The sequence below is a fragment of the Nocardia sp. NBC_00416 genome (assembly GCF_036032445.1).
Taxonomy (GTDB): Bacteria; Actinomycetota; Actinomycetes; order Mycobacteriales; family Mycobacteriaceae; genus Nocardia.
On the sequence record NZ_CP107932.1, the window covers coordinates 2,349,794 to 2,372,578 of the forward strand.

21 protein-coding genes are annotated in these 22,785 nt (G+C 67.3%); 10 read left to right on the plus strand and 11 right to left on the minus strand.

The window, feature by feature from the left end; all coding sequences use genetic code 11:
- Positions 1 to 113 precede the first annotated feature (113 nt).
- The 5 genes from OG804_RS09485 to OG804_RS09500 are packed head-to-tail and all read right to left on the minus strand — an operon-like array spanning position 114 to position 5,037.
- Positions 114 to 983, minus strand: a complete 870-nt coding sequence (locus OG804_RS09485) for a potassium-transporting ATPase subunit C (RefSeq protein ID WP_328395998.1) — start codon at positions 981 to 983, stop codon at positions 114 to 116.
- 1 nt (position 984) lies between these two features.
- Positions 985 to 3,159 carry a potassium-transporting ATPase subunit KdpB gene (gene kdpB / locus OG804_RS09490; protein ID WP_442941779.1) on the minus strand — a complete coding sequence of 725 codons (2,175 nt, stop codon included), beginning with the start codon at positions 3,157 to 3,159 and terminating at the stop codon, positions 985 to 987.
- Between the two features lies 1 nt (position 3,160).
- Complete coding sequence (gene kdpA, locus OG804_RS09495) at positions 3,161 to 4,831, minus strand: potassium-transporting ATPase subunit KdpA (protein WP_328396000.1); 1,671 nt, start codon at positions 4,829 to 4,831, stop codon at positions 3,161 to 3,163.
- The gene (gene kdpF, locus OG804_RS32325; protein ID WP_442941867.1) at positions 4,832 to 4,918 is read right to left on the minus strand and encodes a K(+)-transporting ATPase subunit F; all 87 of its coding nucleotides are present in this window, start codon (positions 4,916 to 4,918) and stop codon (positions 4,832 to 4,834) included.
- Positions 4,915 to 5,037, minus strand: coding sequence for a hypothetical protein (locus OG804_RS09500; RefSeq protein WP_328396002.1), 123 nt, complete (start codon positions 5,035 to 5,037; stop codon positions 4,915 to 4,917). The genes kdpF and OG804_RS09500 overlap by 4 nt, the downstream gene beginning before the upstream one ends.
- A 290-nt stretch (positions 5,038 to 5,327) precedes the next feature.
- Between OG804_RS09500 and OG804_RS09505 the strand changes: the two genes are divergently transcribed.
- Positions 5,328 to 7,871 (plus strand): sensor histidine kinase KdpD, encoded by a 2,544-nt coding sequence (locus OG804_RS09505; protein ID WP_328396004.1) that lies wholly within the window; start codon positions 5,328 to 5,330, stop codon positions 7,869 to 7,871.
- A gap of 547 nt (positions 7,872 to 8,418) precedes the next feature.
- On the plus strand, positions 8,419 to 9,120 hold the full coding sequence (locus tag OG804_RS09510) for a hypothetical protein (protein WP_328396005.1): 702 nt from the start codon (positions 8,419 to 8,421) through the stop codon (positions 9,118 to 9,120).
- A gap of 205 nt (positions 9,121 to 9,325) precedes the next feature.
- On the opposite strand, the gene OG804_RS09515 is transcribed toward OG804_RS09510, so the two are convergent.
- Both OG804_RS09515 and OG804_RS09520 read right to left on the minus strand, forming a co-directional pair.
- Complete coding sequence (locus tag OG804_RS09515) at positions 9,326 to 10,117, minus strand: ABC transporter permease subunit (protein WP_328396007.1); 792 nt, start codon at positions 10,115 to 10,117, stop codon at positions 9,326 to 9,328.
- Positions 10,107 to 11,006, minus strand: coding sequence for an ABC transporter ATP-binding protein (locus tag OG804_RS09520; protein WP_328396009.1), 900 nt, complete (start codon positions 11,004 to 11,006; stop codon positions 10,107 to 10,109). The genes OG804_RS09515 and OG804_RS09520 overlap by 11 nt, the downstream gene beginning before the upstream one ends.
- 71 nt (positions 11,007 to 11,077) lie before the next feature.
- On the opposite strand from OG804_RS09520, the gene OG804_RS09525 reads away from it, so the two are divergent.
- Positions 11,078 to 11,551, plus strand: coding sequence for a GbsR/MarR family transcriptional regulator (locus tag OG804_RS09525; protein ID WP_442941781.1), 474 nt, complete (start codon positions 11,078 to 11,080; stop codon positions 11,549 to 11,551).
- Between the two features lie 99 nt (positions 11,552 to 11,650).
- Here OG804_RS09525 and OG804_RS09530 read toward each other — a convergent pair whose 3' ends face one another.
- Entirely contained in the window at positions 11,651 to 12,121 is a 471-nt protein-coding gene (locus tag OG804_RS09530; RefSeq protein ID WP_328396011.1) for an RDD family protein, read from the minus strand.
- Positions 12,122 to 12,254: 133 nt separating this feature from the next.
- Positions 12,255 to 13,325 carry a LacI family DNA-binding transcriptional regulator gene (locus OG804_RS09535; RefSeq protein ID WP_328396013.1) on the minus strand — a complete coding sequence of 357 codons (1,071 nt, stop codon included), beginning with the start codon at positions 13,323 to 13,325 and terminating at the stop codon, positions 12,255 to 12,257.
- 158 nt (positions 13,326 to 13,483) lie between these two features.
- Here OG804_RS09535 and OG804_RS09540 point away from each other — a divergent pair, with 158 nt between their 5' ends.
- Genes OG804_RS09540 through OG804_RS09555 form a run of 4 tightly spaced genes read left to right on the plus strand, consistent with a single transcriptional unit; the run spans position 13,484 to position 17,468 of the window.
- A complete protein-coding gene (locus tag OG804_RS09540) occupies positions 13,484 to 14,803 on the plus strand; it encodes an aryl-sulfate sulfotransferase (RefSeq protein WP_328396014.1) in 1,320 nt (439 codons plus the stop codon).
- Between the two features lie 55 nt (positions 14,804 to 14,858).
- A complete protein-coding gene (locus tag OG804_RS09545; protein ID WP_328396016.1) occupies positions 14,859 to 15,716 on the plus strand; it encodes an ABC transporter permease in 858 nt (285 codons plus the stop codon).
- A 1-nt stretch (position 15,717) separates the two neighbouring features.
- Positions 15,718 to 16,509, plus strand: a complete 792-nt coding sequence (locus OG804_RS09550) for an ABC transporter ATP-binding protein (RefSeq protein WP_328396018.1) — start codon at positions 15,718 to 15,720, stop codon at positions 16,507 to 16,509.
- Positions 16,506 to 17,468 (plus strand): ABC transporter substrate-binding protein, encoded by a 963-nt coding sequence (locus OG804_RS09555; protein ID WP_328396020.1) that lies wholly within the window; start codon positions 16,506 to 16,508, stop codon positions 17,466 to 17,468. The genes OG804_RS09550 and OG804_RS09555 overlap by 4 nt, the downstream gene beginning before the upstream one ends.
- Before the next feature lie 19 nt (positions 17,469 to 17,487).
- Here the strand turns inward: OG804_RS09555 and OG804_RS09560 are convergent, their stop codons facing one another.
- Positions 17,488 to 17,877, minus strand: coding sequence for a MarR family winged helix-turn-helix transcriptional regulator (locus tag OG804_RS09560; RefSeq protein ID WP_328396022.1), 390 nt, complete (start codon positions 17,875 to 17,877; stop codon positions 17,488 to 17,490).
- 100 nt (positions 17,878 to 17,977) lie between these two features.
- Between OG804_RS09560 and OG804_RS09565 the strand changes: the two genes are divergently transcribed.
- The 3 genes from OG804_RS09565 (at position 17,978) to OG804_RS09575 (ending at position 21,299) form a co-directional block, all read left to right on the plus strand.
- A complete protein-coding gene (locus OG804_RS09565; protein WP_328396024.1) occupies positions 17,978 to 19,420 on the plus strand; it encodes an MFS transporter in 1,443 nt (480 codons plus the stop codon).
- A 258-nt stretch (positions 19,421 to 19,678) separates the two neighbouring features.
- The gene (locus OG804_RS09570) at positions 19,679 to 20,470 is read left to right on the plus strand and encodes a mycofactocin-coupled SDR family oxidoreductase (protein ID WP_328396026.1); all 792 of its coding nucleotides are present in this window, start codon (positions 19,679 to 19,681) and stop codon (positions 20,468 to 20,470) included.
- A gap of 1 nt (position 20,471) precedes the next feature.
- A complete protein-coding gene (locus OG804_RS09575) occupies positions 20,472 to 21,299 on the plus strand; it encodes a mycofactocin-coupled SDR family oxidoreductase (RefSeq protein WP_328396028.1) in 828 nt (275 codons plus the stop codon).
- Positions 21,300 to 21,879: 580 nt separating this feature from the next.
- Here the strand turns inward: OG804_RS09575 and OG804_RS09580 are convergent.
- Positions 21,880 to 22,743 (minus strand): alpha/beta fold hydrolase, encoded by an 864-nt coding sequence (locus OG804_RS09580; RefSeq protein WP_328396030.1) that lies wholly within the window; start codon positions 22,741 to 22,743, stop codon positions 21,880 to 21,882.
- Positions 22,744 to 22,785 lie beyond the last annotated feature (42 nt).

Sequence of the window (22,785 nt, forward strand, 5' to 3'; positions counted from 1 at the left end):
CGCTGTGGCACCGCCCCGGATTCGCCACGGCGACTCCGGGGGGCCGAGCGACCGGCCGACCAGGGATACCGCTGGGCGCCGCCCCGCGAGCGGGGCGGCGCCGAACCGAGGGGTTACGCCGAGTAGGGGTACCGGTGGTCGAGTTCGAGATTCAACTCCACCACCTGGACGGTCGGCTCGCCGAGAAAACCGAGCGCCCGGCTCGAGGTGTGTACCGCGACCAGGTCGCGCACCTGAGCCTCGGTGACACCGCGGGCCGCGGCGATCCGCCGGACCTGGATCGCCGCGTACTCCGGGGAGATGTGCGGGTCCAGACCGCTTCCGCTCGCGGTCACCGCGTCGGCGGGGACCTGCGGACCGGCGGGCACGTCACCGGGGATCGGCACCATCCGGCCCTGGGAGTAATCGGCCCCCGGCTCGGCGCAGACGACCCGTACGCTCCGATAGGCGCCCAGGAACGGCCGGGCCGGGCAGACCTCGTTCACGCTGACCACCTGAACCGGCACGGTCACCTCGCCACGGTTGTCACGCGGGCCGATCACCGAAAGTACCGCTCCTACACCGCTTTCCGTGCAGAATGGCCTGCGGCCGTCCACGCCTTCCCGCTCGCCGATCTCCTTGCTGCGGGTGCACACGGTGGTCAGCAGGCCGGGATCGTCGGGCGCGTCGACGATGCTCTCCGGCCCGAGGTTGGAGGCGGAGGTGGACAGTGGGTCGTATCCGTCGCCCGCCGCCGAGGGCCGGCTCTGGAAATACTGCACCAGCGCCGCGCCGCCGGAATCGGTGAACGACTGCCCGAGGAGTCGGGAGCCGACGACGGTACCGCCGCTTTCGATCAGCGAGCCGCCGGCCTTGTCGTGCAGACCGGGCACTTGCGCGACGGCGAGAACCGCCACGGGATAGACGATGCCGGTGATCACGGTGAGCACGAGCAGGGCACGCAACGCTGCCAGGTGCTGGCGGATCCAGGTCGAGGTACGCATATCAGGACATTCCCGGGAGAAGTTGCACGACGAGATCGATGAGTTTGATCCCGATGAACGGCGCGACGAGACCGCCGAGCCCGTAGATCGTCAGATTGCGGCTCAACAGTTTCGACGCGTTGGTGGGTGTGTAGTGGACACCGCGCAGCGAGAGCGGGATGAGCACGACGATGACGAGCGCGTTGAAGATCACCGCGGACAGGATCGCCGATTGCGGGCTCGCCAGGCGCATGATGTTGAGCGCGTCCAGGCCGGGGAACAGTGCGATGAACAGCGCCGGGATGATCGCGAAATACTTCGCGATATCGTTGGCGATCGAGAAAGTGGTCAGCGCGCCGCGCGTGATGAGCAGCTGTTTGCCGATCTCGACGATTTCGATGAGCTTGGTCGGATCGGAGTCGAGATCGACCATATTGCCGGCCTCTTTGGCGGCCGAGGTGCCGGTGTTCATCGCGACGCCCACGTCGGCCTGGGCGAGTGCGGGTGCGTCGTTGGTGCCGTCACCGGTCATCGCGACCAAGCGGCCGCCGTCCTGTTCCCGTTTGATCAACTCGAGCTTGTCCTCGGGGGTCGCCTCCGCGAGGAAGTCGTCCACCCCGGCCTCGTCCGCGATGGCCTTGGCGGTCAGCGGATTGTCGCCGGTGATCATGATGGTGCGGATACCCATTCGGCGCATTTCGTCGAAACGTTCCCGCATACCCTGTTTGACGACGTCCTTGAGGTGGATGACGCCCAGCAGCCGGGCCCGGCCGTCCGCGATCTCCCCGACCACCAGCGGCGTGCCACCGGCCGCGGAAATACCGTCCACGGTCACGCCGATCTCGTCCGGGATAGCGCCGCCGTGCCCGCGCACCCACTCGGTCACGGCGCTGGCCGCCCCCTTGCGCAGCTGATGACCGTCGGAGAGGTCGACGCCCGACATCCGGGTCTGCGCGGTGAACTCCACCCAGGTCGCGCCGGTCAGCTCGCCGGGTGTGCGTTCCCGTTTACCGAACGCCTGTTTGGCGTACACGACGATGGAGCGGCCCTCAGGGGTTTCGTCGGCGAGACTGGACAGCTGCGCGGCATCGGCCAGCTCGTCGTCGGGAACACCGGGCGCCGGAACGAATTCCGAGGCCTGACGATTGCCCAGCGTGATGGTGCCGGTCTTGTCCAGGAGCAGGGTGTTCACATCACCGGCGGCCTCGACGGCACGACCGGACATGGCGAGCACATTGCGCTGGACGAGCCGGTCCATGCCCGCGATCCCGATGGCCGACAGGAGTGCCCCGATGGTGGTGGGGATCAGGCACACCAGCAGCGACACCATGACGATGCCGGTGACACCGTGCGCGTCGAGCGCGGAGGTATCGGGTACGCCGGGGTTTGCGGCCTTGGCGAAGATCGCGAGCGGCTGCAGGGTGACGACCGCGAACACGAAGATGATCGTGAGCGAGGCCAGCAGAATATTCAGGGCGATCTCGTTGGGTGTCTTCTGCCTGCTCGCACCCTCGACGAGCGCGATCATCTTGTCGATGAAGCTGGCGCCGGGCTCCTGCGTGATCCGCACGACGATCCGGTCGGACAAGACGGTGGTCCCGCCGGTCACCGCCGAACGGTCGCCGCCGGATTCGCGGATCACGGGTGCCGATTCGCCGGTGATGGCGGATTCGTCGACCGAGGCGATGCCCTCGACGACATCACCGTCACCCGGGACCACCTGTCCCGCCTCGACCACGACGATATCGCCGCGCCGCAGCTCGGGGGCGGCGACCTGTTCTTCGGCGCCCGAGCCGCCCGGCGTCCAGCCGGTCAGCCGGCGTGCGACGGTATCGGTCTTGGCTTTGCGCAGCGTATCGGCCTGGGCCTTGCCGCGGCCTTCCGCGACCGCTTCGGCGAGGTTGGCGAAGACGACGGTGAGCCATAGCCACACCACGATCGCCCAGCCGAAGAAGCTCGGGTCGGTGACCGCGAGCACCGTCGACCAGACAGCGCCGACCTCGACGACGAACATCACCGGATTGCGCCACATGACGCGCGGGTCGAGTTTGCGTACCGCGTCCGGCAGGGCGGACAGCAGCATCGTCGGATCGAGCGCTCCGCGCGGTACCTGCCCGCGCGCGGCTCGGCCCTGATTCGTCGGCCCGGCCGCCACGGCAGTATCGCCGCGGCCGGGAATATCAGTGCGGCCGTTCATATCAGTGGATTCCTTCAGCGAGCGGCCCGAGCGCCAGCGCGGGCAGGAAGGTCAGCGCGACCAGGATCACGGTCACACCGACGACCATGCCGACGAACTGCGGCCGGTGCGTCGGCAAGGTGCCGATCGACGCGGGAGTCGTCCCCTGCCGAGCCAGTGAACCGGCCAACGCGAGGACGAAGATGATCGGGAGGAACCGGCCGAACACCATGGCCAGACCGAGTGCGGTGTTGTACCACTCGGTGTTGCCGGTCAGCCCCGCGAACGCGGAACCGTTGTTGTTCGCCGCCGAGGTGAAGGCGTACAGCACCTCGGACAATCCGTGCGGGCCGGAGTTGAGCATTCCGTCGCGCTGGCCGGGCAGCGCCATGGCGACGGCGGTACCGGTCAGCACGATGAGCGGGCTGATCAGGAAGTACGACGCGGCGAGTTTGATCTGGCGCGGGGTGATCTTCTTGCCCAGATACTCGGGGGTGCGCCCGACCATCAACCCGGCCACGAACACCGTGATCACCGCCAGGAGCAGCATTCCGTACAGGCCGGATCCGACGCCGCCGGGCGCAACCTCGCCGAGCTGCATGTTGAACATCGTCATCATGCCGCCGAGGCTGGTGTAGGAGTCGTGGAAGGAGTCCACGGCGCCGGTGGAGGTGAGGGTGGTCGAGGCCGCGAAGGTCGCGGAGTCCGCGACGCCGAAGCGCTGTTCCACGCCTTCCATGGCCGCGCCGATCGCGGTCGGCGCGGTGCCGTGCGCACGCAGCTGGAAGAAATTGGTCAACGCCACACTGGCCACCGCGATGATGCCCATCACGGCGGCGACGGCGTACCCCTGTTTCTTGTCGCCGACCATGCGGCCGAAGGTGCGGGGCAGCGAGAACGCGACCACCATCAGCAGGAAGATCTCCACCCAGTTCGTCCACGCGGTGGGGTTCTCGAACGGATGAGCGGAGTTGGCGTTGTAGAACCCGCCGCCGTTGGTGCCGAGTTCTTTGATGACCTCCTGGCTCGCCACCGGACCCCCGGTGAGGGTCTGCTCGCCGCCGGTCACCGTCTGCGCGACCTGATCGTGCAGGTGGAAGTTCTGGATGACACCGCCGGCCACGAGCACGATCGCGAAGACGAACGCGATCGGCAACAGGATGCGCAGCGTGCCGCGCACCAGGTCGACCCAGAAATTGCCCAGGTCGCCGGTGCGGGTGCGGGCGAAGCCGCGCACCAGTGCCATGGCCACGGCCATGCCGACGGCGGCCGAGACGAAATTCTGGACCGCGAGTCCGGCCATCTGCACCAGGTGCCCCTGGGTGGATTCACCGGAGTAGTTCTGCCAGTTGGTATTCGTGACGAAACTGACGGCGGTGTTCCAGGCCAGCGCCGGGGTCATCTCCGTACCCGGGTCGTTCAGATGCAGCGGCAGTTTGCCCTGCACCAACTGCAGGAAGAAGAGGAATAGGATGCTCACCGCGGAGAACGCGAGCACACTGCGGGCATAGATCGCCCACGTCTGTTCCACTTCCGGTTGCACGCCGATGGCGCGGTAGATCACACGTTCGGCCCGCGAGTGTTCGCGGCGACTGTAGACGCGGTACATATAGTCGCCGAGTGGCACGTGCACGAGCGCGAGAGCGATCACCAGGGATGCGATGAAGACGATCCCCGCTGTAGTCGTGTTCACCTAGAACCTCTCGGGGAAGAGCAATGCCGCGAACATGTAGATCGCGACGGCGACGGCGAGCAGCAGACCGATCAGGTTCGCGATCACAGCTTCTCCACCCCCCGCTGGATCAGGCCCAGCAGCGCGAACACCGCGACGGTGAGCACCGTGAACACCACGACAGACATCTGGCCAACCTCCATTTCGTGCCCCGGTTCAGCGGGCACCCGGTGAGTCAAGCCGCTACCGGCGCTCGTTCCCAGCGTCTTTACGGGTCCCTAGCGGATCCGAGCCGCGGATTGACGCTTCGCTTACAGACCGGCCGGTATCAGTGCAAGGATGCCGTCAGGGCAGGTCGTCATCACGTCAACACACCGTAAAGATCGAATTCGACATCGCCGGCCCGGGCTACGGTGCGCCTACGACCGGCAAGCCGGCGATCGGCACACCACGACGGCTGGAAGAAGGACCACAATGGCAATTGCCACGATCGGCCACGGCAGTTCGGAGTAGCGCGGTGTCATCGACCGACAAGCAGGGCAAACGCGGGCAACTGCGCATCTATCTCGGCGCCGCACCGGGCGTCGGCAAAACGTATGCGATGCTCGGCGAGGCTCATCGCCGCATCGGCCGCGGTCGCGATGTGGTGGCCGCGATCGTGGAAACGCACGGCCGGACCGCTACCGCCGCACTGCTCGACGGCATCGAACAGATACCGCCGAAGACCGTCGAATACCGGGGCGCACAATTCTCCGAGATAGATATCGCGGCCGTGCTGCGGCGCGCCCCGGCGGTTGTCCTGGTCGACGAACTCGCCCATACGAACACGCCCGGTAGTGGACACGAGAAACGCTGGCAGGACGTCGAGGACCTGCTCGCGGCCGGTATCGAGGTGATATCCACGGTGAACGTGCAGCATCTGGAAAGCCTCAACGACGTCGTCGAGCAGATCACCGGCGTCCGGCAACTGGAAACCGTTCCGGACTCGGTGGTGCGCGGCGCGGACCAGGTCGAGCTGGTCGATATCACCCCGGAAGCATTGCGCCGCAGGCTTTCTCATGGCTCGATCTACGCCGCCGAAAAGGTCGATGCGGCGTTGCGCCACTACTTCCGCCCCGGGAATCTCACCGCGCTGCGCGAGCTGGCATTGCTGTGGGTCGCCGACCAGGTCGACGCGGCGCTCGCCAAATACCGGGCCGATCACGAGATCACCGAGCTGTGGGAGGCTCGCGAACGGGTCGTGGTCGCGGTGACCGGCGGTCCCGAGTCCGAGACCGTGGTCCGGCGGGCCAGCCGCATCGCGATCAAGGCGAGCGCCGAGCTGGTGCTCGTCCATGTCGTGCGCGGTGACGGACTGGCCGGTGTCTCGGCCGAACGGCTGGCCCGGCTGCGGGAGCTGGCCGGCAACCTGAATGCCTCGATGCACACGATCACCGGCAACGATGTGCCGTCCGCACTACTGGAATTCGCGCGGGAAGTGAATGCGACACAGTTGGTCCTGGGCACGTCCCGCCGCTCCCGGTGGGCTCGGATCCTCGACGAGGGGATCGGGGCCGGGGTCGTACAGCAATCCGGGAAGATCGACGTACACCTGGTCACCCACGAGGAGTCCCATCGCGGCGCACGACCGCTGGTGACGTTGCCGCAGCGGCGGATCTACGCCTGGGTCGCCGCGATCCTGGTGCCGGCCGCGGTCTGCGGGATCAGTGCACTGCTGCTGGACGGCCCGTTGGAGCTCGGCGGACTGAGCGCAGTGTTCTTCGTCGGGGTCGTCACAGTGGCGTTACTCGGCGGCGTGATACCCGCGGCGGCCTCCGCGATGCTGTCCGGCCTACTGCTGAACTGGTTCTTCGCGAACCCGCGCTACAGCCTCACCATCGCCCAACCGGACAGTTTCGTCACCGTGGTGGTGCTGCTCTTCGTCGCGGTCGCCGTCGCGGCACTGGTCGACGCCGCCGCCGGCAGATCGAGACAGGCGCGCCGGGCGACCCAGCAGGCGGACCTGCTGACCCTGTTCTCCGGCGCGGTGCTCTACGGCGCGGATCTGTCGAAACTGCTCGAACAGATCCGCGAGACCTACGGCCTGCGCGCGGTCAGCCTGGTTCGTGACGGCCAGGTCCTGGCGGCGGTGGGCGCCGATCCGCCGGTCCGGGACGAGGATGCCGAGAACTCGATCCAGGCGGGCGATGCCGCGAGCCGGCTGCTGCTGGCCGGACGCTCGCTCGCCGCGATCGACCGGCCCGTTCTCAACGCCGTCGCCAACCAGGCGGCCGGACTGGTCCGGCAGGCCGAACTGGCCGAGGAGGCGAACGCGGCGGCCGCACTCGTCGAAGCCGACCGGCTGCGTCGTGCCCTGCTCTCGGCGGTGAGTCACGACCTGCGCACGCCCTTGGCGGGCGCGAAAGCGGCGGTGTCGAGCCTGCGCAGCGACGAGGTGGAATTCTCCGCCGATGACACCGCCGAACTGCTCGAAGCCATCGAGGAATCGGTGGACCAACTCACCGCCTTGGTCGGCAATCTGCTCGACTCCTCGCGGATCGCCGTCGGCGTGGTGACTCCACACCTGCGGCGGGTATACGTGGACGAGGTCGTACACCGAGCGCTGGTCAGCGTGGGAATGGGTGCTCGCGGCCCGCGACGCGCGGCCGCGGATCGAGTGAAGACCGAGGTCGGTGAAGTGCACGTGCTCGCCGACAGCGGCCTGCTGGAGCGGGTCATGGCGAATCTGATCGATAACGCACTGCGACACGGGTCGCGGGACACTGCGGTCCGTGTCGTCGCCGAGCAGCACGGGGACCGCACGTCCATCACGGTCGTCGACCACGGCCCGGGTGTCACACCGGGAACCGAAGAACAGCTGTTCGAGCCGTTTCAGAGCCGAGGCGACCGCGACAACACCACCGGCGTCGGCCTCGGCCTGTCCGTGGTCAGGGGATTCGTGGAGGCGATGGGCGGAACAGTGCTCGCGGAACCGACCCCGGGCGGCGGACTGACCATGATCGTCGAACTGCCGGCCGACGCCCTCGCGTCGGACGACGATCACGAGGACCGGAATAAATAGCGCCGACCCTGTGGCGCGGGCGCCGCGGCAGGGCGCGCGGGGAAATCCTCGTCTTCGCTTCGCTCCTGCCGAGCGTTCACGAGGCGAAGGGTCAGAACAGCCGCGACGAACGCCGCGAGTATCGCGATGGTGAGCGACAGATCATTCACGACGTGGCTTCCTCTTCCCTGATGGGCTCTAACCGAACCTGGTCAGAGTGGACGGAAACGCCGACGATCAAAAGAGCCCGCGGCGAATCTTCGCGGTGTTTTTATGCCCCGTCGCGATGAGTCGCACACTGCGGGCCAGGCCGCCCGCAATAGAGGAATCGTGGCTCTGACGAAATGCGCTCGGCGGCAATAGGTCCAGCACGAAAGCGGAGCTGGGCAGCCGGACCGCATTGACGCGATATTGACGGGGATACCGGATAATTGATGATTCCCATACGGATTTCGGCAGTTGTTCGTGATCGAATTCTACGAGCCTCGTCGGAGGTTCGAATTCATGTTCCGGATCCAGCCCTTCGGGGCGCTGGAACTCGCGCTCAGGGAAAGTGTGTCAGTAGTAGATGATGATGATGAAAACCTTCACAGCTGCTTCGGTGTTGGTTGCGGCCACGGTGGGATTGACCGCGGGCACGGCATACGCGGCTCCGGCTGCCGCGCCCGCGCCGCCCCCCGGTACCACCCTGCAGACCGATATTCTTCCGGGAATCCATTACACCGCGAATGTCGTCGACAACTCGGTGGTGCTCCGCACCGACGCGGGTTCGCTGACGACGCAGGGCACACAATTCCAGGTGCTCGACGGCCAAGGGAAGCTCGTCGCCGGCCTGCCCCTGACCTATCTCAAGGACGGCCGGGAATGGCCGATCGCGGCACGGGTGGAGGGGAACACCGCCACCTTCACCCCGAGTGTGGATCCGGCCGACGCACGTCCCGCCGCCATGTTGTCACCGGTCGATATCGATGACATCGGCGGCGTCGACCCCGCTGCCGCACTCAGCACCGCGGCCACTCAGTTCGGTCTGGCGACCGCCGTGGGCACGCTGATCGGCTCACTGGTGGGCGGCGCCCTCGGTTGCGTAGCGGGCGCGGTCATCGGTGCGCCGCTGGTGGTTCCGACGTTCTTCGCCGGACCGATCGGGCTCTGCGTCGCCGGTGCGGCGACAGGTGTCACGCTGGGCGCCGCGGCGGGCATGATCGTGATCGGTATTCCGGTCGGAATCGCCAGCGCGATTCAATTCCACAATTCGGTGAACGGTCCCTAGTCCGTGCGTTCACGGGTATCTCGGCGGGGCCCGTTCCGGCTCGCCGAGATACCCGAGCCCCCGTCATCCACAGCGGGGCCACCGCGCGCAGAATCGAGGCGCGAAACCGCTCGGCGTGTTCGGGAAACCAGCACGGTCGGCGCCCAGCCGCGTCCGGCCCGCACGAGCCCGCGGCGGCCGAGTCCGCGGGGCATCGTCGTATCGGTCAGGAGCGCAGATCGCGCCGGCTGAAACGCAGGAGCCCGGCCGCCACGCAGACCGCGGTGGCTACCACCAGGACCCCGGCGTCGGCCCATTGCATACCGTGGCGCAGTGGTTCACCGCCGATGTAGTAGTGGAACGGTGAAAGGTATTCGAGCCATTCGGCGCCGATCACGCCGGCGAGATTGCCCGCGATGTAGGTGAGCACCCCGATGCCGGCCGCGATCCCCAGAACCGGGCCGCGTGTGCCGAGCGCGGCGCTCGATCCGATCGCCACAGCACCGAAGGCGATGCCGAGCAGCGCCAGATGTACAGATTGCGCGGCGAATTCGGCAATTCCGATGGCCTCGAGATCGGCCACGGATCGGACCAGCACCATCCCGAGGAAAACCAGTACGACGATTGCGGCGACGCCGGTGACCAGTCCGGCGAAACGCTGAACCACGAGCCGGACGCGGCCCACGGGATGTGCCAACAACAGATCCAGGTACCCCGACTCCTCGTCTCCCGCGACGGCGCGGGCGCCGAAGGTGATCCCGAAGGCCGTCACCAGCAACGGCAACAGCAACCCGAACACCGTAGAGCCCAGATATCCCGCAGCCGAGCCCATATCCTGCATCCGCAGAGCCTCACGGATCGGTTCAGGGTAGTTCTGGACGGATTCGGCCAGGCCGCCCGCGGAGACCTGTGGATAGAACGCGGCGTACATCACTCCCACCACCGCGGTGCCGATCGACCACGCGAGCAGAGCCCGGCGGTTGTCGAGCAGGGTCTGGGTGTAGATATCAGGCAGCATCGGCTTCTCCGGTGTAGTAGCGGTGGAACAGGTCCTCGAGTGCGGGTTCGGAGATCAGCAGGCCGGTGACGTGGCGCGCGGCCAGCGCACGCAGCAGCGCGTCCGGGCTGCCGGTCACCTGGCAGCGCAGCGTGGCACCCTCGACCCGGACTTCGGCCACCCCGGCCAGAGCGGTGAATTCAGCCGCGCCGACCGGCTGGGCAAAGGTGACCTCGACATCACGAACAGCGTCGGCCCGCAGGCCCGCGACGGTATCGAGCGCGACGAGACGGCCCTCGCGGATGATGGCGACCCGGTCGGCGACCGCTTCGACTTCGCTCATGATGTGACTGGACATGAAGACCGTCTGCCCGCCTGCCGTGGCCTCGGAGACCAGGTCCAGAAAGATCTGCTGCGCCAGCGGATCCAGCCCGGAGGTGGGTTCGTCGAGGATCAGCAGCTCGGGTTCGTGCATGAATGCCTGCACCAGGCCGACCTTCTGCCGGTTGCCCTTCGACAATGCCGAGATCCGCTTGTCCTGGTCCAGCTCCAGTCGCTCGCACAGCGCATCGATCCGATCCGCGCCCGCGCCGCCGCGCAGCGCCGCCAGGAAGCGCAGTGCCGCACCGACGCGCTGACGACCGGGAGCGACGAAATCACCGGCGAGATAACCGATCCGCGCATGCACCTCGACCGCATCGGCCCGCGGGTCCAGGCCGAGCACCCGGGCCGTGCCGCTGGTGGGCCGGATCAGGTCCAGTAGCAACCGGATGGTCGTGGACTTCCCGGCGCCGTTGGGGCCCAGGTACCCGAAGACCTCGCCCTGTTCTACCGATAACGAGAGGTCGACCAGGCCCCGCGCCGGACCGTAGGTCTTCGTGAGCCCGTTCAGCTCAATCGCTTTCACCATGAGGTGAAAGTATCGAGTTTTCAGAGATTTGTAAATGTTCAGAGTATTCGCAGGCCTGATACCTTCGGGGCATGGGAACCGACCAGCGATTGCGAGACGCCGCGGAGAAACTGGCCCTGACGTTATCGGCGGGCGGCGGCATGCAGCGCTCGACCGCCAGGGTGCTGACCGCGCTGCTCTACACCGAGCAGAACACCATGACAGCCGCTGACCTCTGCACGGAACTGTCGATCAGCTCCGGCGCGGTATCCACGGCGATCAAACACCTCATGCCGGTGGGACTCGTCGAACGGGTGCCGGCACCCGGCAGCCGGCGCGACCACTACCGGTTCCGCGCCGGGGCATGGGCGGCGCTGATGTCCCAGCAGAACACGATGCTGGTCACCATGCGCGACTCCGCGCAGGAGGGCCTCGCCGCCACCGGCCCGGATACGATCACGGCCCGGCGCATGCACGAGATGCAGGACTTCTACACCTTCATGCTCAGCGAACTCGCTCCCCTGATCGCCCGGTGGCGCGAGCAGTACGCGGCCGAGCACCCCTGACCTCACCGCGCCCGGGCGATCACCCGCCCCGGCCATACGGTGCGAACACGGAGATGACACGCCGGCGCACCACGTGTAGGTGCGCCGGAGCGAGCGCCGTCAGTCCTCGACCACCTGGGTCCCCTCGGCCAACCGGTCGTGCCAGCCCTGTTTCGTCGAACTCGAACCGATGGTCACCGCGATCCAGAGAGCCGCGAAGAACCAGAGGACCCCGCCGACACAGGGCACGAGGTTGAGCAGCATGTACGCGTTGCGCAGGGCCGATTCCTTGATACTCGGTTTCGACGCCCCGCCGGATCCGTTGACGTGCAGGCCCAGCAGCTTCTTCCCGGGGGTCGATCCGGATACCACCTCGAAGACCACGAAGTACAGGAAGGCGAAACCCGCACCGGGCAGAATCGACACCCATCCGGGAGTATGGGCCGACTTGTTCAGCAACCAGAAGAAGATCGCCCCGACGATCGCGGCGATGATCCAATCGGCGAATCGTGCGGCGGCACGCTTGCCCAATCCGCCCGGGGTCACTCCCGTGGCCGCTCCGGAACGGGGATCGAAACCACCTGTGCTCACCGTGTCCTCCTGATTTCAGCGCGGCCCACCGTCCCGGTGGGGCACGGCATCTGCTGCATGGTTGGTTTCCACGATCTCATATCGCACCGAGTCGATCGGCGCGGTGCGCTCTCCCCTGGTAGCCGTAGCCGATTCAGGTGACCCGCACGGAAGTTCGGGCCGCCGCGCCCGGGTGCCGGGTCACGCACCCGCAGGACTCACCCGTATCGAGGACGACCTCCATCCGCGCGAGATCCTCCATCGCGGTGCCGCCTTTCGGTGTGTCGAGCAGACACCCGAGCGCGGTCCGGGTGATGGCGTCGATCGGTTGCCGTGCCGAGGCGAGAGTGATCTGCCCGAAATTGTCGGCGGTATCGGCGTCGAAACCGACGAGGCGGATATCGCCGGGTATGTTCAGCCCGGCGTCGGTGATCGCGCGCAGGGTGGCCGCGGCTTGACCGCTGGTGCCGATCACCATCCCGTGCGGCGGTTCGCCGCGGTCCCGCAGATACGCGCTGACCGCCGCGTAGGCTCCGGGAGCGGTCAGATCGGTGCGGATAGCGTCGCCACGGCCACCCGCGACCGAGCGGAATCCCTCGAATCGCTGCGCGACGGTCTCCCGGTCCCCGTGTTTCACATCTTTCTCGGTGAAACCCCCTACGAATACCAGGTTCTCGCAACCATGGGATTCGACGAGATGACCGGCGGCGAGGCGACCGGCTCCATGGTGGTCACCGCCGACGATCGGCGAATCGAGCAGGCCCCGGCTGTTGTGCACCCAGACGACGGGTATCCGGGCCCTGGCGCAGATTCCGCCGGTTCCGGACGCGTCCACCGCACCGACCACTATCAGCCCGTCGATGCCGACATCGGTGAAAGCGGTGGCGAACTCCAGTTCCCGTTCGGGATCGAATCCGGTGTTACCGATCATTGTGAGGTGATCGCGCGCCCTCGCCTCGATCTCGACCCGGCCGGCGAACGCGCCGAACAACGGCATGGTCATATCCGGAACGAGGAGGCCGATCTGCCGCCACCGCCGAGGTCTGCGCAGGGCTCGGGCATTGCGATCGGGCCGATAGTCGAGTTCGTCCGCCGCCGCGACGACCTTGGCCCGCAGCCGTTCCGAAACCGGGCGCGGCCCGTCGTTCATCACATAACTGACCACGGCCGTCGAGGTCCCGGCGCGCTTGGCGACATCGGTGAGAGTGGGGCGTTTGACGTTCACGATCGGTCCAGTCTGGTCGGCGGCATCCGCGGGCCGAGGGGGTTTCGTTCATCCGGATTCTTACACTATGCCGTCCGCGACACGTCGCTACGCTAAACGATTAGAACAGTTACCAGCACGACAAACAGACGTAACAAGCGACAGGTGAAGTAGGGAACATGGCATACACACGACTCACCGGGGTCACCCACTGCGATCCCGAGAACGCCTACGACAGTTACGTTCTCTTCACCGGCGCCGACGGAATCACCCGGCTCATCGACCTCAACGGCACGGTGGTGCACGAGTGGCCGTTCGCGGGTGTGCCGCCGCGTGTTCTCGATCCCTCGCTCAACGGCGGACGGATCGGCGATATCGGGGTCCAGTTGTCCGACAGCGGCGATGCCCGCGGCGGGATCTACGCCAACGGGACAGTGGGGCAGCTCAGCTGGTCGGGCGAGCACATCTGGGAATGGGGGCGCCAGGCGCCCGGCGGCGCGGCCCGCCAGAACCACGACTGGGAACTACTGCCGAACGGCCACCGACTGCTCCTGGTCACCGTGCCACGAGTGGTCCCCGACCTGGGTGCGGCGACCGTGGGCGACCAGGGCCTGTTCGAGGTGGACGAACGCGGCGAGATCGTTTGGCAATGGCTGGCCGGCGACCACCTGGGCGAGCTGGGGTTCTCCGCGAGCGGATGGCAGGCCCTGCGCGAGACGGCGACCCGGGATCCCGAGGATCCGTGGGGCTATCTCGAGATGAACAGCGCCAAGTCGCTGGGCCCGAACCGGTGGCACGACCAGGATCCGGGCGGCGTATTCCATCCCGACAACATCCTGGTCAGCTTCCGCAAGGCCAATATCGTCGCCTTGATCGACAAGACCTCAGGGGCCGTCGTATGGAAACTCGGACCCTACTTCGAGGCGCTGTCCGGCGCCCAGCATCAGCGGATCAATGCCCACAAGGTGCCGCGCGCGCTGGATCAGATCTCCGGCCAGCACAATCCGCACATGATCGCCGCGAACCTGCCCGGCGCGGGCAATATCCTGGTTTTCGACAATCAGGGCGGGGCGGGTTATCCACCGGCCGCGCTGGGGATCTACGCCGGCTCGCGGATCCTGGAGATCGACCCGGCGACCGAGCAGATCGTCTGGCAGTACACCGCCGAGGACTCCGGCCGGCCGTCGTGGACGTTCTTCAGTTCCTTCGTGAGCAACGCACAGCGGCTCCCCAACGGCAACACCCTGATCACCGAGGGTATGCAGGGACGGCTGTTCCAGGTGACCGCGGCCGGAGAGGTGGTCTGGGAGTACCACAGTCCGTACGAGGGTTACGGCGTCGCGGGCGAGCCCGAAGTGCGCGAACCCCGGGTTCCCGGAGTCGACCGGCTCACCCGCACACCCCTGGTCTATCGCGCGCAGTCGGTCCCCTTCGACTGGGTACCGGACGGCATCCCACGCGTGGCGGTGCACGCCGTCGACGCACAGTCGAGCCGGTAAGGGCGCTGCCCATCCGGGGACGCCGTACCCCGAAGACCCAGGAAGGTTCGACGACGTGACAACCAGCGTACGAACAACGACCGCCGGAACTCCCGGCCTCCCGGAAACTCCGGCTCGGCGCGCCGGGCTCCGGAAGCGCCCGCTGCCGTGGATCGCGCATTTCCGGTCGCTCGGATGGACGATCGGCGGACTGGCGCTGGCCGCGCTCGCCTGGTCGCTGGTCGTGGCCACCGGGCAATTCCCACGTGAGCTGTTTCCCAGCGTGCCCGAGATCTTCCGGGCCGGGCACACGCTGTGGACGGACGGACTCCTGGCAGCGGATATTCTCGCGAGCCTGCGACGCGCCGTCGCGGGCTTCGCCCTCGGCACGCTCGCCGGGGTCGGGGCAGCGGTCGTCACCGCGAGCACCACCCTGGGACGCAACCTGCTGCAGCCGGTCCTGCGACTGCTGTCGCCGATCCCGACCATCGGCCTGGTCCCGCTGGCCATCCTCTGGTTCGGGCTGGGCGAGAGCAGCAAGACACTGGTGATCGCACTCGGTGTATTCGTACCGGTGTGGATCAACAGCCATGCGGGACTGGCGAGTACGCCCAGGGACTATCTCCAGGCCGCACGCTGCCTGGGGGCCGGCCGGATGCAGACGCTGACCCGGATCGTCCTGCCGGAGGCCGCCCCCGATATAGCCTCCGGTCTGCGGGTGGGCGCCGCCATGGCGTTCGTGCTGATCGTGGTCGCCGAGATGACCGGCACGACAGCCGGTATCGGCTACCGCATCTACCAGGCGCAACTCTTCTCACAAGCCGATCGGCTCATCGCCTGCCTGATCCTCCTGGGAGTCATCGGGGCCCTGTGCGACCTGGCGATCGCATCTATCACGGCGCCGGCGACTCGCTGGGCCCGCAAGGAGCACTGAGATGGCGATCGACACGCATGACCTCGTGGTCCACTTCCCCGGTCAGCGGGCGCCCACGCTGGACCGGATCACCATTTCCTTCCCGGACGGTTCCTTCACCGCACTCGTCGGCGCCTCCGGCAGCGGAAAGTCGACCCTGCTGCACTGCCTGGCCGGGCTGATCACACCGACCGCGGGCACGGTCACCGACGAGGGGCAACCTGTCGTCGCACCCGATCCGCGCCGCGGGATGGCATTCCAGCGCGACGTCCTGTTCCCGTGGATGAGCGTGGCCGACAATATCGATTTCGCCTTGCGCGCCCGGGGCGTTCCGGTCCGGCAGCGCCGCGGCCGGATCGCCGAACTGCTCGAACTCGTCGAACTCGCCGCGGATGTGGGGCGCCGTCGCCCCGACGAGCTCTCCGGCGGTATGCGCCAGCGGGTGAGCATCGCGCGGGTGCTGGCCGGGGAACCCACCGTGATGCTGATGGACGAGCCGTTCGCCGCGCTCGACGCACTGACCCGCCTGAAGATGCAGGACCTACTGATCGACCTGTGGACACGGCTGCACCGGACGATCATTTTCGTCACCCACGATATCGACGAGGCGATCCGGCTCGCCGACACCGTGGGCGTGCTGCGGGACGGCCGGATCGTCGATCGCATCACCAACCCCCTCGATCGACCGCGGCCCGCGGACACGCTCGCGGACCAGCCGGGCTACAGCGAGATCCGCAAATCCCTGCACCACGAACTCGGCATCGAGCACGCGGTTCGTCGACCCACCCCTGAGCAGAAAGTCGCACCATTGTGAAGAACTCCGTCAAGCGGCTGCTGGCCGCCTCGCTCGCGGCTGTCGCGGTATCGATATCGGTCGTCGCGTGCGGCGGCGCCGACAGCGACCCCGACACTCTCACGGTCGGTTTCGTCGTCGACCCGTCCTGGGCGCAGATCCCCGTCGCGAAGAAGGGAGGCTACTTCGACGCACACGGTGTGAAGGTCGAGGTCGTGAACTTCCCGTCCGGGATCGAGGCCCTCCAGGCGGTCGCGGCCGGCCAGGTCGACGTCGCCACCGCGGCCGACGTACCCACCTCGGCGGTACTGACCCGATCCCCTGCGCTGCGCGTGGTGGGCGACGGATCACGCTGGGAAGGGTCCCGGATCGTGGCCCGGCGCAGCGCCGGCATCAACGACATCGGCGACCTCGCCGGCAAGTCGATCGGTACCCCCCTCGGTACGAGTGCCGCCTACTTCGCCTCCGACGCACTGTCGCGGCAGGCGATATCGGCGAACCTCGTCCAGGTCTCGCCGTCCGCGACCGTCACCGCCGCGACGCAGCACAATGTCGACGCCGTATCGATCTTCCAGCCCTACCAGGCGCAGGTGATAAAGGCTCTCGGATCCGACGCGGTGGAACTCACCGGCGGAACCTACAACCAGCACAGCCTGTACCTGGCGACACCGGCCGCCGTCGAACAGAAGGGCGCCGCGCTGTCGTCGTTCTTCGCGGCGCTCGCACAGGCCGGAGAAGACCTGACCGCCCGATCCGAGACAGCGGTCGACGCCGTCGCCGAGGCCACCCAGCTCGACCCGGAGCTGTTGCGCAACGTGTTGCCCCAATTCGATTTCACGCTCCGGCTCCGGCCCGAGATCGCCACCGAGCTGACCGAGCTCGGCAACTGGGCGAAGACCCAGGGATCGATAGACGCGGCGACCGGCCTCCCGGACTACGCCACCTTCCTCGACGGCAAGTTCCTGCCCACGGCCGGATAGGAACAGCGGGTCCGCGCAGTCAGACCAGATGTTTGCGCAGGACTTCCAGGTGGGTCGGGCGCGCGTCGTGCAGGCGCTCCCGGCCCGCCGGCGTGAGCTGCAGGAAATTGGCGCGCCGGTCGAAATCGCAGGCCGCGCGCTCGACCAGCCCGGCCTTCTCCAGCCGGGTCACGGTACGCGACAGCGCACTCTGACTCAGGTACATCTCGGCCTCGATATCCTTCATCTTGACCTTCTGGTCCGCGTCCACGCCGCAGCGTCCGCCGAGCACCTGCAAGAGCTCGAACTCGCTGAGCCCGAGCTCATGCCGCGCCTGTAGCGCATTCTCCAGTTCACAGGAGGTGCCGTGGTAGAGACGCAGGGTTTCGGACCACTTCGCGCAGACATCGTCGTCGGAGTCGTGGTACATGACCCGACGTTATCATGTCAAGTCATTTAATGCACAGGCATTACATGCTCAAACATTACATGCGTTGACATTCAATGCGCGTGCATTTAAGTTACCTCTCGTGACCGGAACCGCACTCGCACCCGTGAACCCGACCCCCGCCACTCCGCTCGAACCCACCGCCCGCCGCTGGGGGCCCACACTGTGGGCCATACTTTTCGTCGCCGGCCTGGCGATGTTCCTCGACGCCCTCGACGTGTCCATGGTCGGTGTGGCGCTCCCGTCCATCGGCCACGACCTCGGCCTCGACACCTCCGCGCTGCAATGGATCGTCAACGGCTACATCCTCGGCTACGGCGGCCTGCTGCTCCTCGGTGGCCGAGCCGCCGACCTGCTCGGCCGCAGACAGGTCTTCCTGGCCGCACTGGTGGTCTTCGGCATCGCCTCGCTGATCGGCGGGCTGGTCGACACCGGCGGTCTGCTGATCGCCACCCGAATCGTCAAGGGCGTAGCGGCCGCGTTCACCGCACCGGCCGCGCTCTCGATCATCACCACCACGTTCAAGGAGGGCCCGGACCGCAACCGGGCACTGTCGATCTTCACCATCTTCGGCGCGACCGGTTACGCGTCCGGACTCATCGTGTCCGGCCTGCTCACCGGCATCGACTGGCGGCTGACCTTCTATGTGCCGGTCGCCGTCGTCGCCGCGGTGACCGTCACCGCCTACTTCGTGGTGCCGCGCAATATCGAAAAGGAAGAGGGCCGTATCGATTTCCTCGGCGCGGCGCTGCTGACCGGCGGCATGCTCTCGGCGGTCTACACGATCGTCACCGCACCGGAGACCGGCTTCACCGCCACCGTCATCGCCACCACCATTCTGGCGATCGGCCTGCTCGGCACATTCTTCGTCGTGGAGAACCGGACGCGCCATCCGCTGGTGCGGCTGAGCATCTTCAAGGTGAAGTCCATCGTGCGGGCGAATCTGGCCGCGCTGGCGATCTTCGGCTCCTACCTCAGCTTCCAGACGATCGTCTCGCTGTACCTGCAGAACACACTGGAATGGGAACCGCTGCGAATGGCGCTCGCCATGGCGCCGACCGGCATCATCGTGGCCGTCCTCTCGCCGATCGCGGGCAAGCTCATCGACCGATTCGGCACCACCTCGCTGATCCTCGCCGCGCTGACCTCGTTCGTGGCCGGCTACCTGTGGTTCCTGACCCGCGGCGGCAGCCCCGACGCCGTCTACGCGGTCGACTACCTGCCCGCGTTCCTGCTCCTCGGCCTCGGATTCGCACTCGGCTTCTCCGCCGTGATGGTGCAGGCCACCGAAGGTATCGCCGACCATGAGCAAGGCCTGGCCTCCGGGCTGGTGCAGACCTCGTTCCAGATCGGCGGCGCGGTCGTCCTCGCCATCGCCACCGGACTGATCAGCGGCGCCGCGACCGACGGGATCGACGGCTACCGGCCGGGCCTGTACCTGGTCACCGCGGTCGCGGTGATCGGCCTGGTGGCCTCCGCCTCGGCGGTGCTGACCCGCCGACAGGCCGTGGCCGAACCGGCGTAGCCGCATCGACAATCGAACACGCGCAGGTGGGGCCGCTGTTCAGCGGCCCCACCTGTTCGCGTTCGCCGGCCGCGCTCCGGCCGCAGGGTGCGCTGCGGAGTGCGGACCTGCACGAACAGTCGCCCTCCGGACAACGATCGGGCGGTCGGCGGGCGCTGTCCCCGGGCGACCACCCGCTCACCGGGAGAACGCCGATCGGTCCGGCCGCACCGCGTTTAGCGTCGGCCTCATGATCGGACAATTCGCCGGGGGGACCCGATGAACCGCATGCAGGACAGAGTGGTCGTGGTGACCGGCGCCGCGGGCGGTATGGGCCGCGCGCACTGCCGGCGGCTGGCCGAAGAAGGCGCCGACATCATCGCGGTGGACCTCCCCGACGCGGATCTGGCGGGTACCGCGCGCGAGGTCGAATCCGCCGGTCGCCGGTGCGTGACCGGCGTCGCCGATGTCACCGAACAGCAGGCGCTCGATGCTGCCGTGACCGCGGGCGTGGACCGGCTGGGCCGGCTCGACGCGGTGGTCGCCAATGCCGGTGTCTACGCGGATCTGGCGCTGTCCTGGGAGCTACCGGACACCGCGTGGCAGCGTGCCCTCGATATCAATCTGACCGGGGTCTGGCACACCGTCCGGGCCGGGATACCCCATCTCGGGGCGGGCGGCTCGATCGTCGTCGTCGGCTCCACCAACGGTGTCAGAGGCGGTCTTTCGGCCGCACATTATTCGGCGAGCAAACACGCCGTCGTCGGCCTGGCCCGCACCGTGGCCAATGAGCTGGGCGCACAGCGCATCCGGGTGAACACCGTCCATCCGGGCTCGGTCGCGACCTCGATGATCCTGAACGACACCGTCTACGCCGCACTTCGGCCCGACCTGCCGAATCCGACGCAGGAGGACGCGGCGCGGGTCCTCGCCGCGCGCAATATCCTGCCGGTCCCGTGGGTGGATCCGGTCGACGTCAGCAATGCCGTGCTGTTCCTCGCATCCGACGAGTCCCGGTATGTCACCGGGATCGAGCTCGTCGTGGATGCCGGACTGACTCAGAAGGTGTGATATGGGAAGGGTTTCGGGCAAAGTCGCCCTGGTCACCGGAGCGGCTCGCGGAATCGGGCGGGCCCAGGCGATCCGGCTCGCCGAAGAAGGCGCCGACATCATCGCGGTGGACATCTGCGGACCGGTCGAAACGGTGATCACCCCGCCGGCCGGTCCGGACGATCTCGCGCAGACCGTCCGAGCGGTCGAGCGGACCGGCGCCGGGATCGTCGCCGTCACCGCCGACGTCCGTGACGGCGCCGCGCTGCGCGAAGCGACCGCGGCGGGCGCGGCCCGATTCGGCGGGCTCGATATCGTCTGCGCGACCGCGGGGATCACCTCCAGTGCGCGCGCGGTCGACCTCACCGAAGAGCAGTGGCGGACCATGCTCGACGTCAACCTCACGGGCGTCTGGCAGACCTGCAAGGCCGCGACCCCGCTGCTGATCGCCCGCGGGGGCGGGTCGATGATCCTGACCAGCTCGATCGCCGGATTGCGCGGGCTGGTCGGAGTGGCGCACTACACGGCCGCCAAACACGGGGTGGTCGGGCTGATGCGTTCGCTGGCCAAAGAACTGGCACCCCAACACATCCGGGTCAATACAGTGCACCCGACCAATGTCGACACCCCGATGATCCAGAACGATATGGTGCGCAGATCGTTCCGGCCGGATCGGGAGAACCCCACGCGAGCCGAGTTCGCCGAAGCGGCGAAGACGATGAACCTGCTGGATATCCCGTGGGTAGAACCGGTCGATATCGCCAACGCCGCACTGTTCCTGGCCTCGGACGAGGCGCGCTACATCACCGGGGCGGCGCTACCGGTGGACGCCGGGAGCACACAGCGCTGACACCGAACCACGCGCCGCCCGGAAGCCTTGCCGCAGCCCTGGTTCGCGACGTGCAGCGGACCAGGACTTCGGTGCACCACATCCAGCGAATCAAGAGTCCGGTGCACCACATCCAGCGAATCAAGAGTCCGGTGCACCACATCCAGCGAATCAAGAGCTCGGTGCGCGACGCACCGCCGGAGTCGAGTTCAGCGAGACCCTTGAAGGGTTGAGGCCCGTCCCGACGTTCAGCCCTCGAAAGCGCATGAGGCGAAGCCTCGAGTCTCGAGGGCTGAACGTCGGGACCAAGGGGGCCTCAACCCCGCGCCGCCGCAGGCGGCGCAAAGAAACACAGACCTTCGCGATCCGGCTCACCTCTCACCTTCGTGAGCACGTTCATTGCCACCCTGTGCGAGCACGCTCACGCCCTACCCCGCGCAAGCACCTCCACGCCCCACCCCGCGCAAGCACCTCCACGCCCCACCCCGCGCAAGCACCTCCACGCCCCACCCCGCGCGCAAGCACGCTCACGCCCCCACACCTCAGGCGAGCACGCTCGCCCCCGCTGCGCAGGTGAGTCCGTGGCCCGCCTCGGCGTGCTTCAGTTCTTACGGGTGAGGAAGGCCAGGACCGCGGACTCGAACGCATCCTTCTGCTCGATCATCGCCCAGTGCCCGCAGTTCGGGAACACATGCAGTTCGGCGCGGGGAATCGTCCGCATCGGGATCAGTGCCATATCGAGGGGGCTCACCCGGTCGTCACGCCCCCAGGTGACCAGTGTGGGCGCCTGCACCTTGTGCAGCATCGCCCAGGGCGGCGGAGTGTCGGCGGCTTCCATGGCACGCACCATCGCCGTGAACGCCGCCTTGCTGTACATCCGGCGGGCGCTGGCCAGGGTGCCGGGTTCGGTGGCCTGGGTCCAGCGTTCCTCGATCAGCTCCTCGGTGACCAGGGCCGGGTTGTAGACCATCGAATGCAGCCATTCGATCAACCGTGCTCGCGTGGGGTTCTCGGTGAACTCTTGCAGCAGTTTGATTCCTTCACCGGGTCCGGGGCTGAAGAGGTTCTTGCCGATCCCGCCGATGGTCACGATCTTGCCGACCTTGTCCGGGCGCGCGATCGCATAGTTGAGCGCGACGCCGCCGCCCATCGAGTTGCCGATGATGTCGGCCTGGTCGAGGCCGAGCGCGTCGACGAATCGGGTCACTGCTTCCAGCGCGGTCACCATCGGATGCCCGCCGAAATCATCGGTGACGCCGAATCCGGGGAACTCCAGGATCAGGCAGCGGAACCGCTCGGCGAACACCGCCAGGTTGCCGCGGAAATTGCGCCATCCGGTGACGCCGGGACCGGAACCGTGCAGCAGGAGCAGCGGCGGCCCGGCACCGGCCTCGTGGTAGCGCAGTACTCCGCCGTCGGTGCGGACTTCCCGCAGTGTGCTGGCGTGACTCAGGTCCGATGTCATCTGCTGACCTCTCTTTCGACGTATCGGTTCACACGCTGCCAT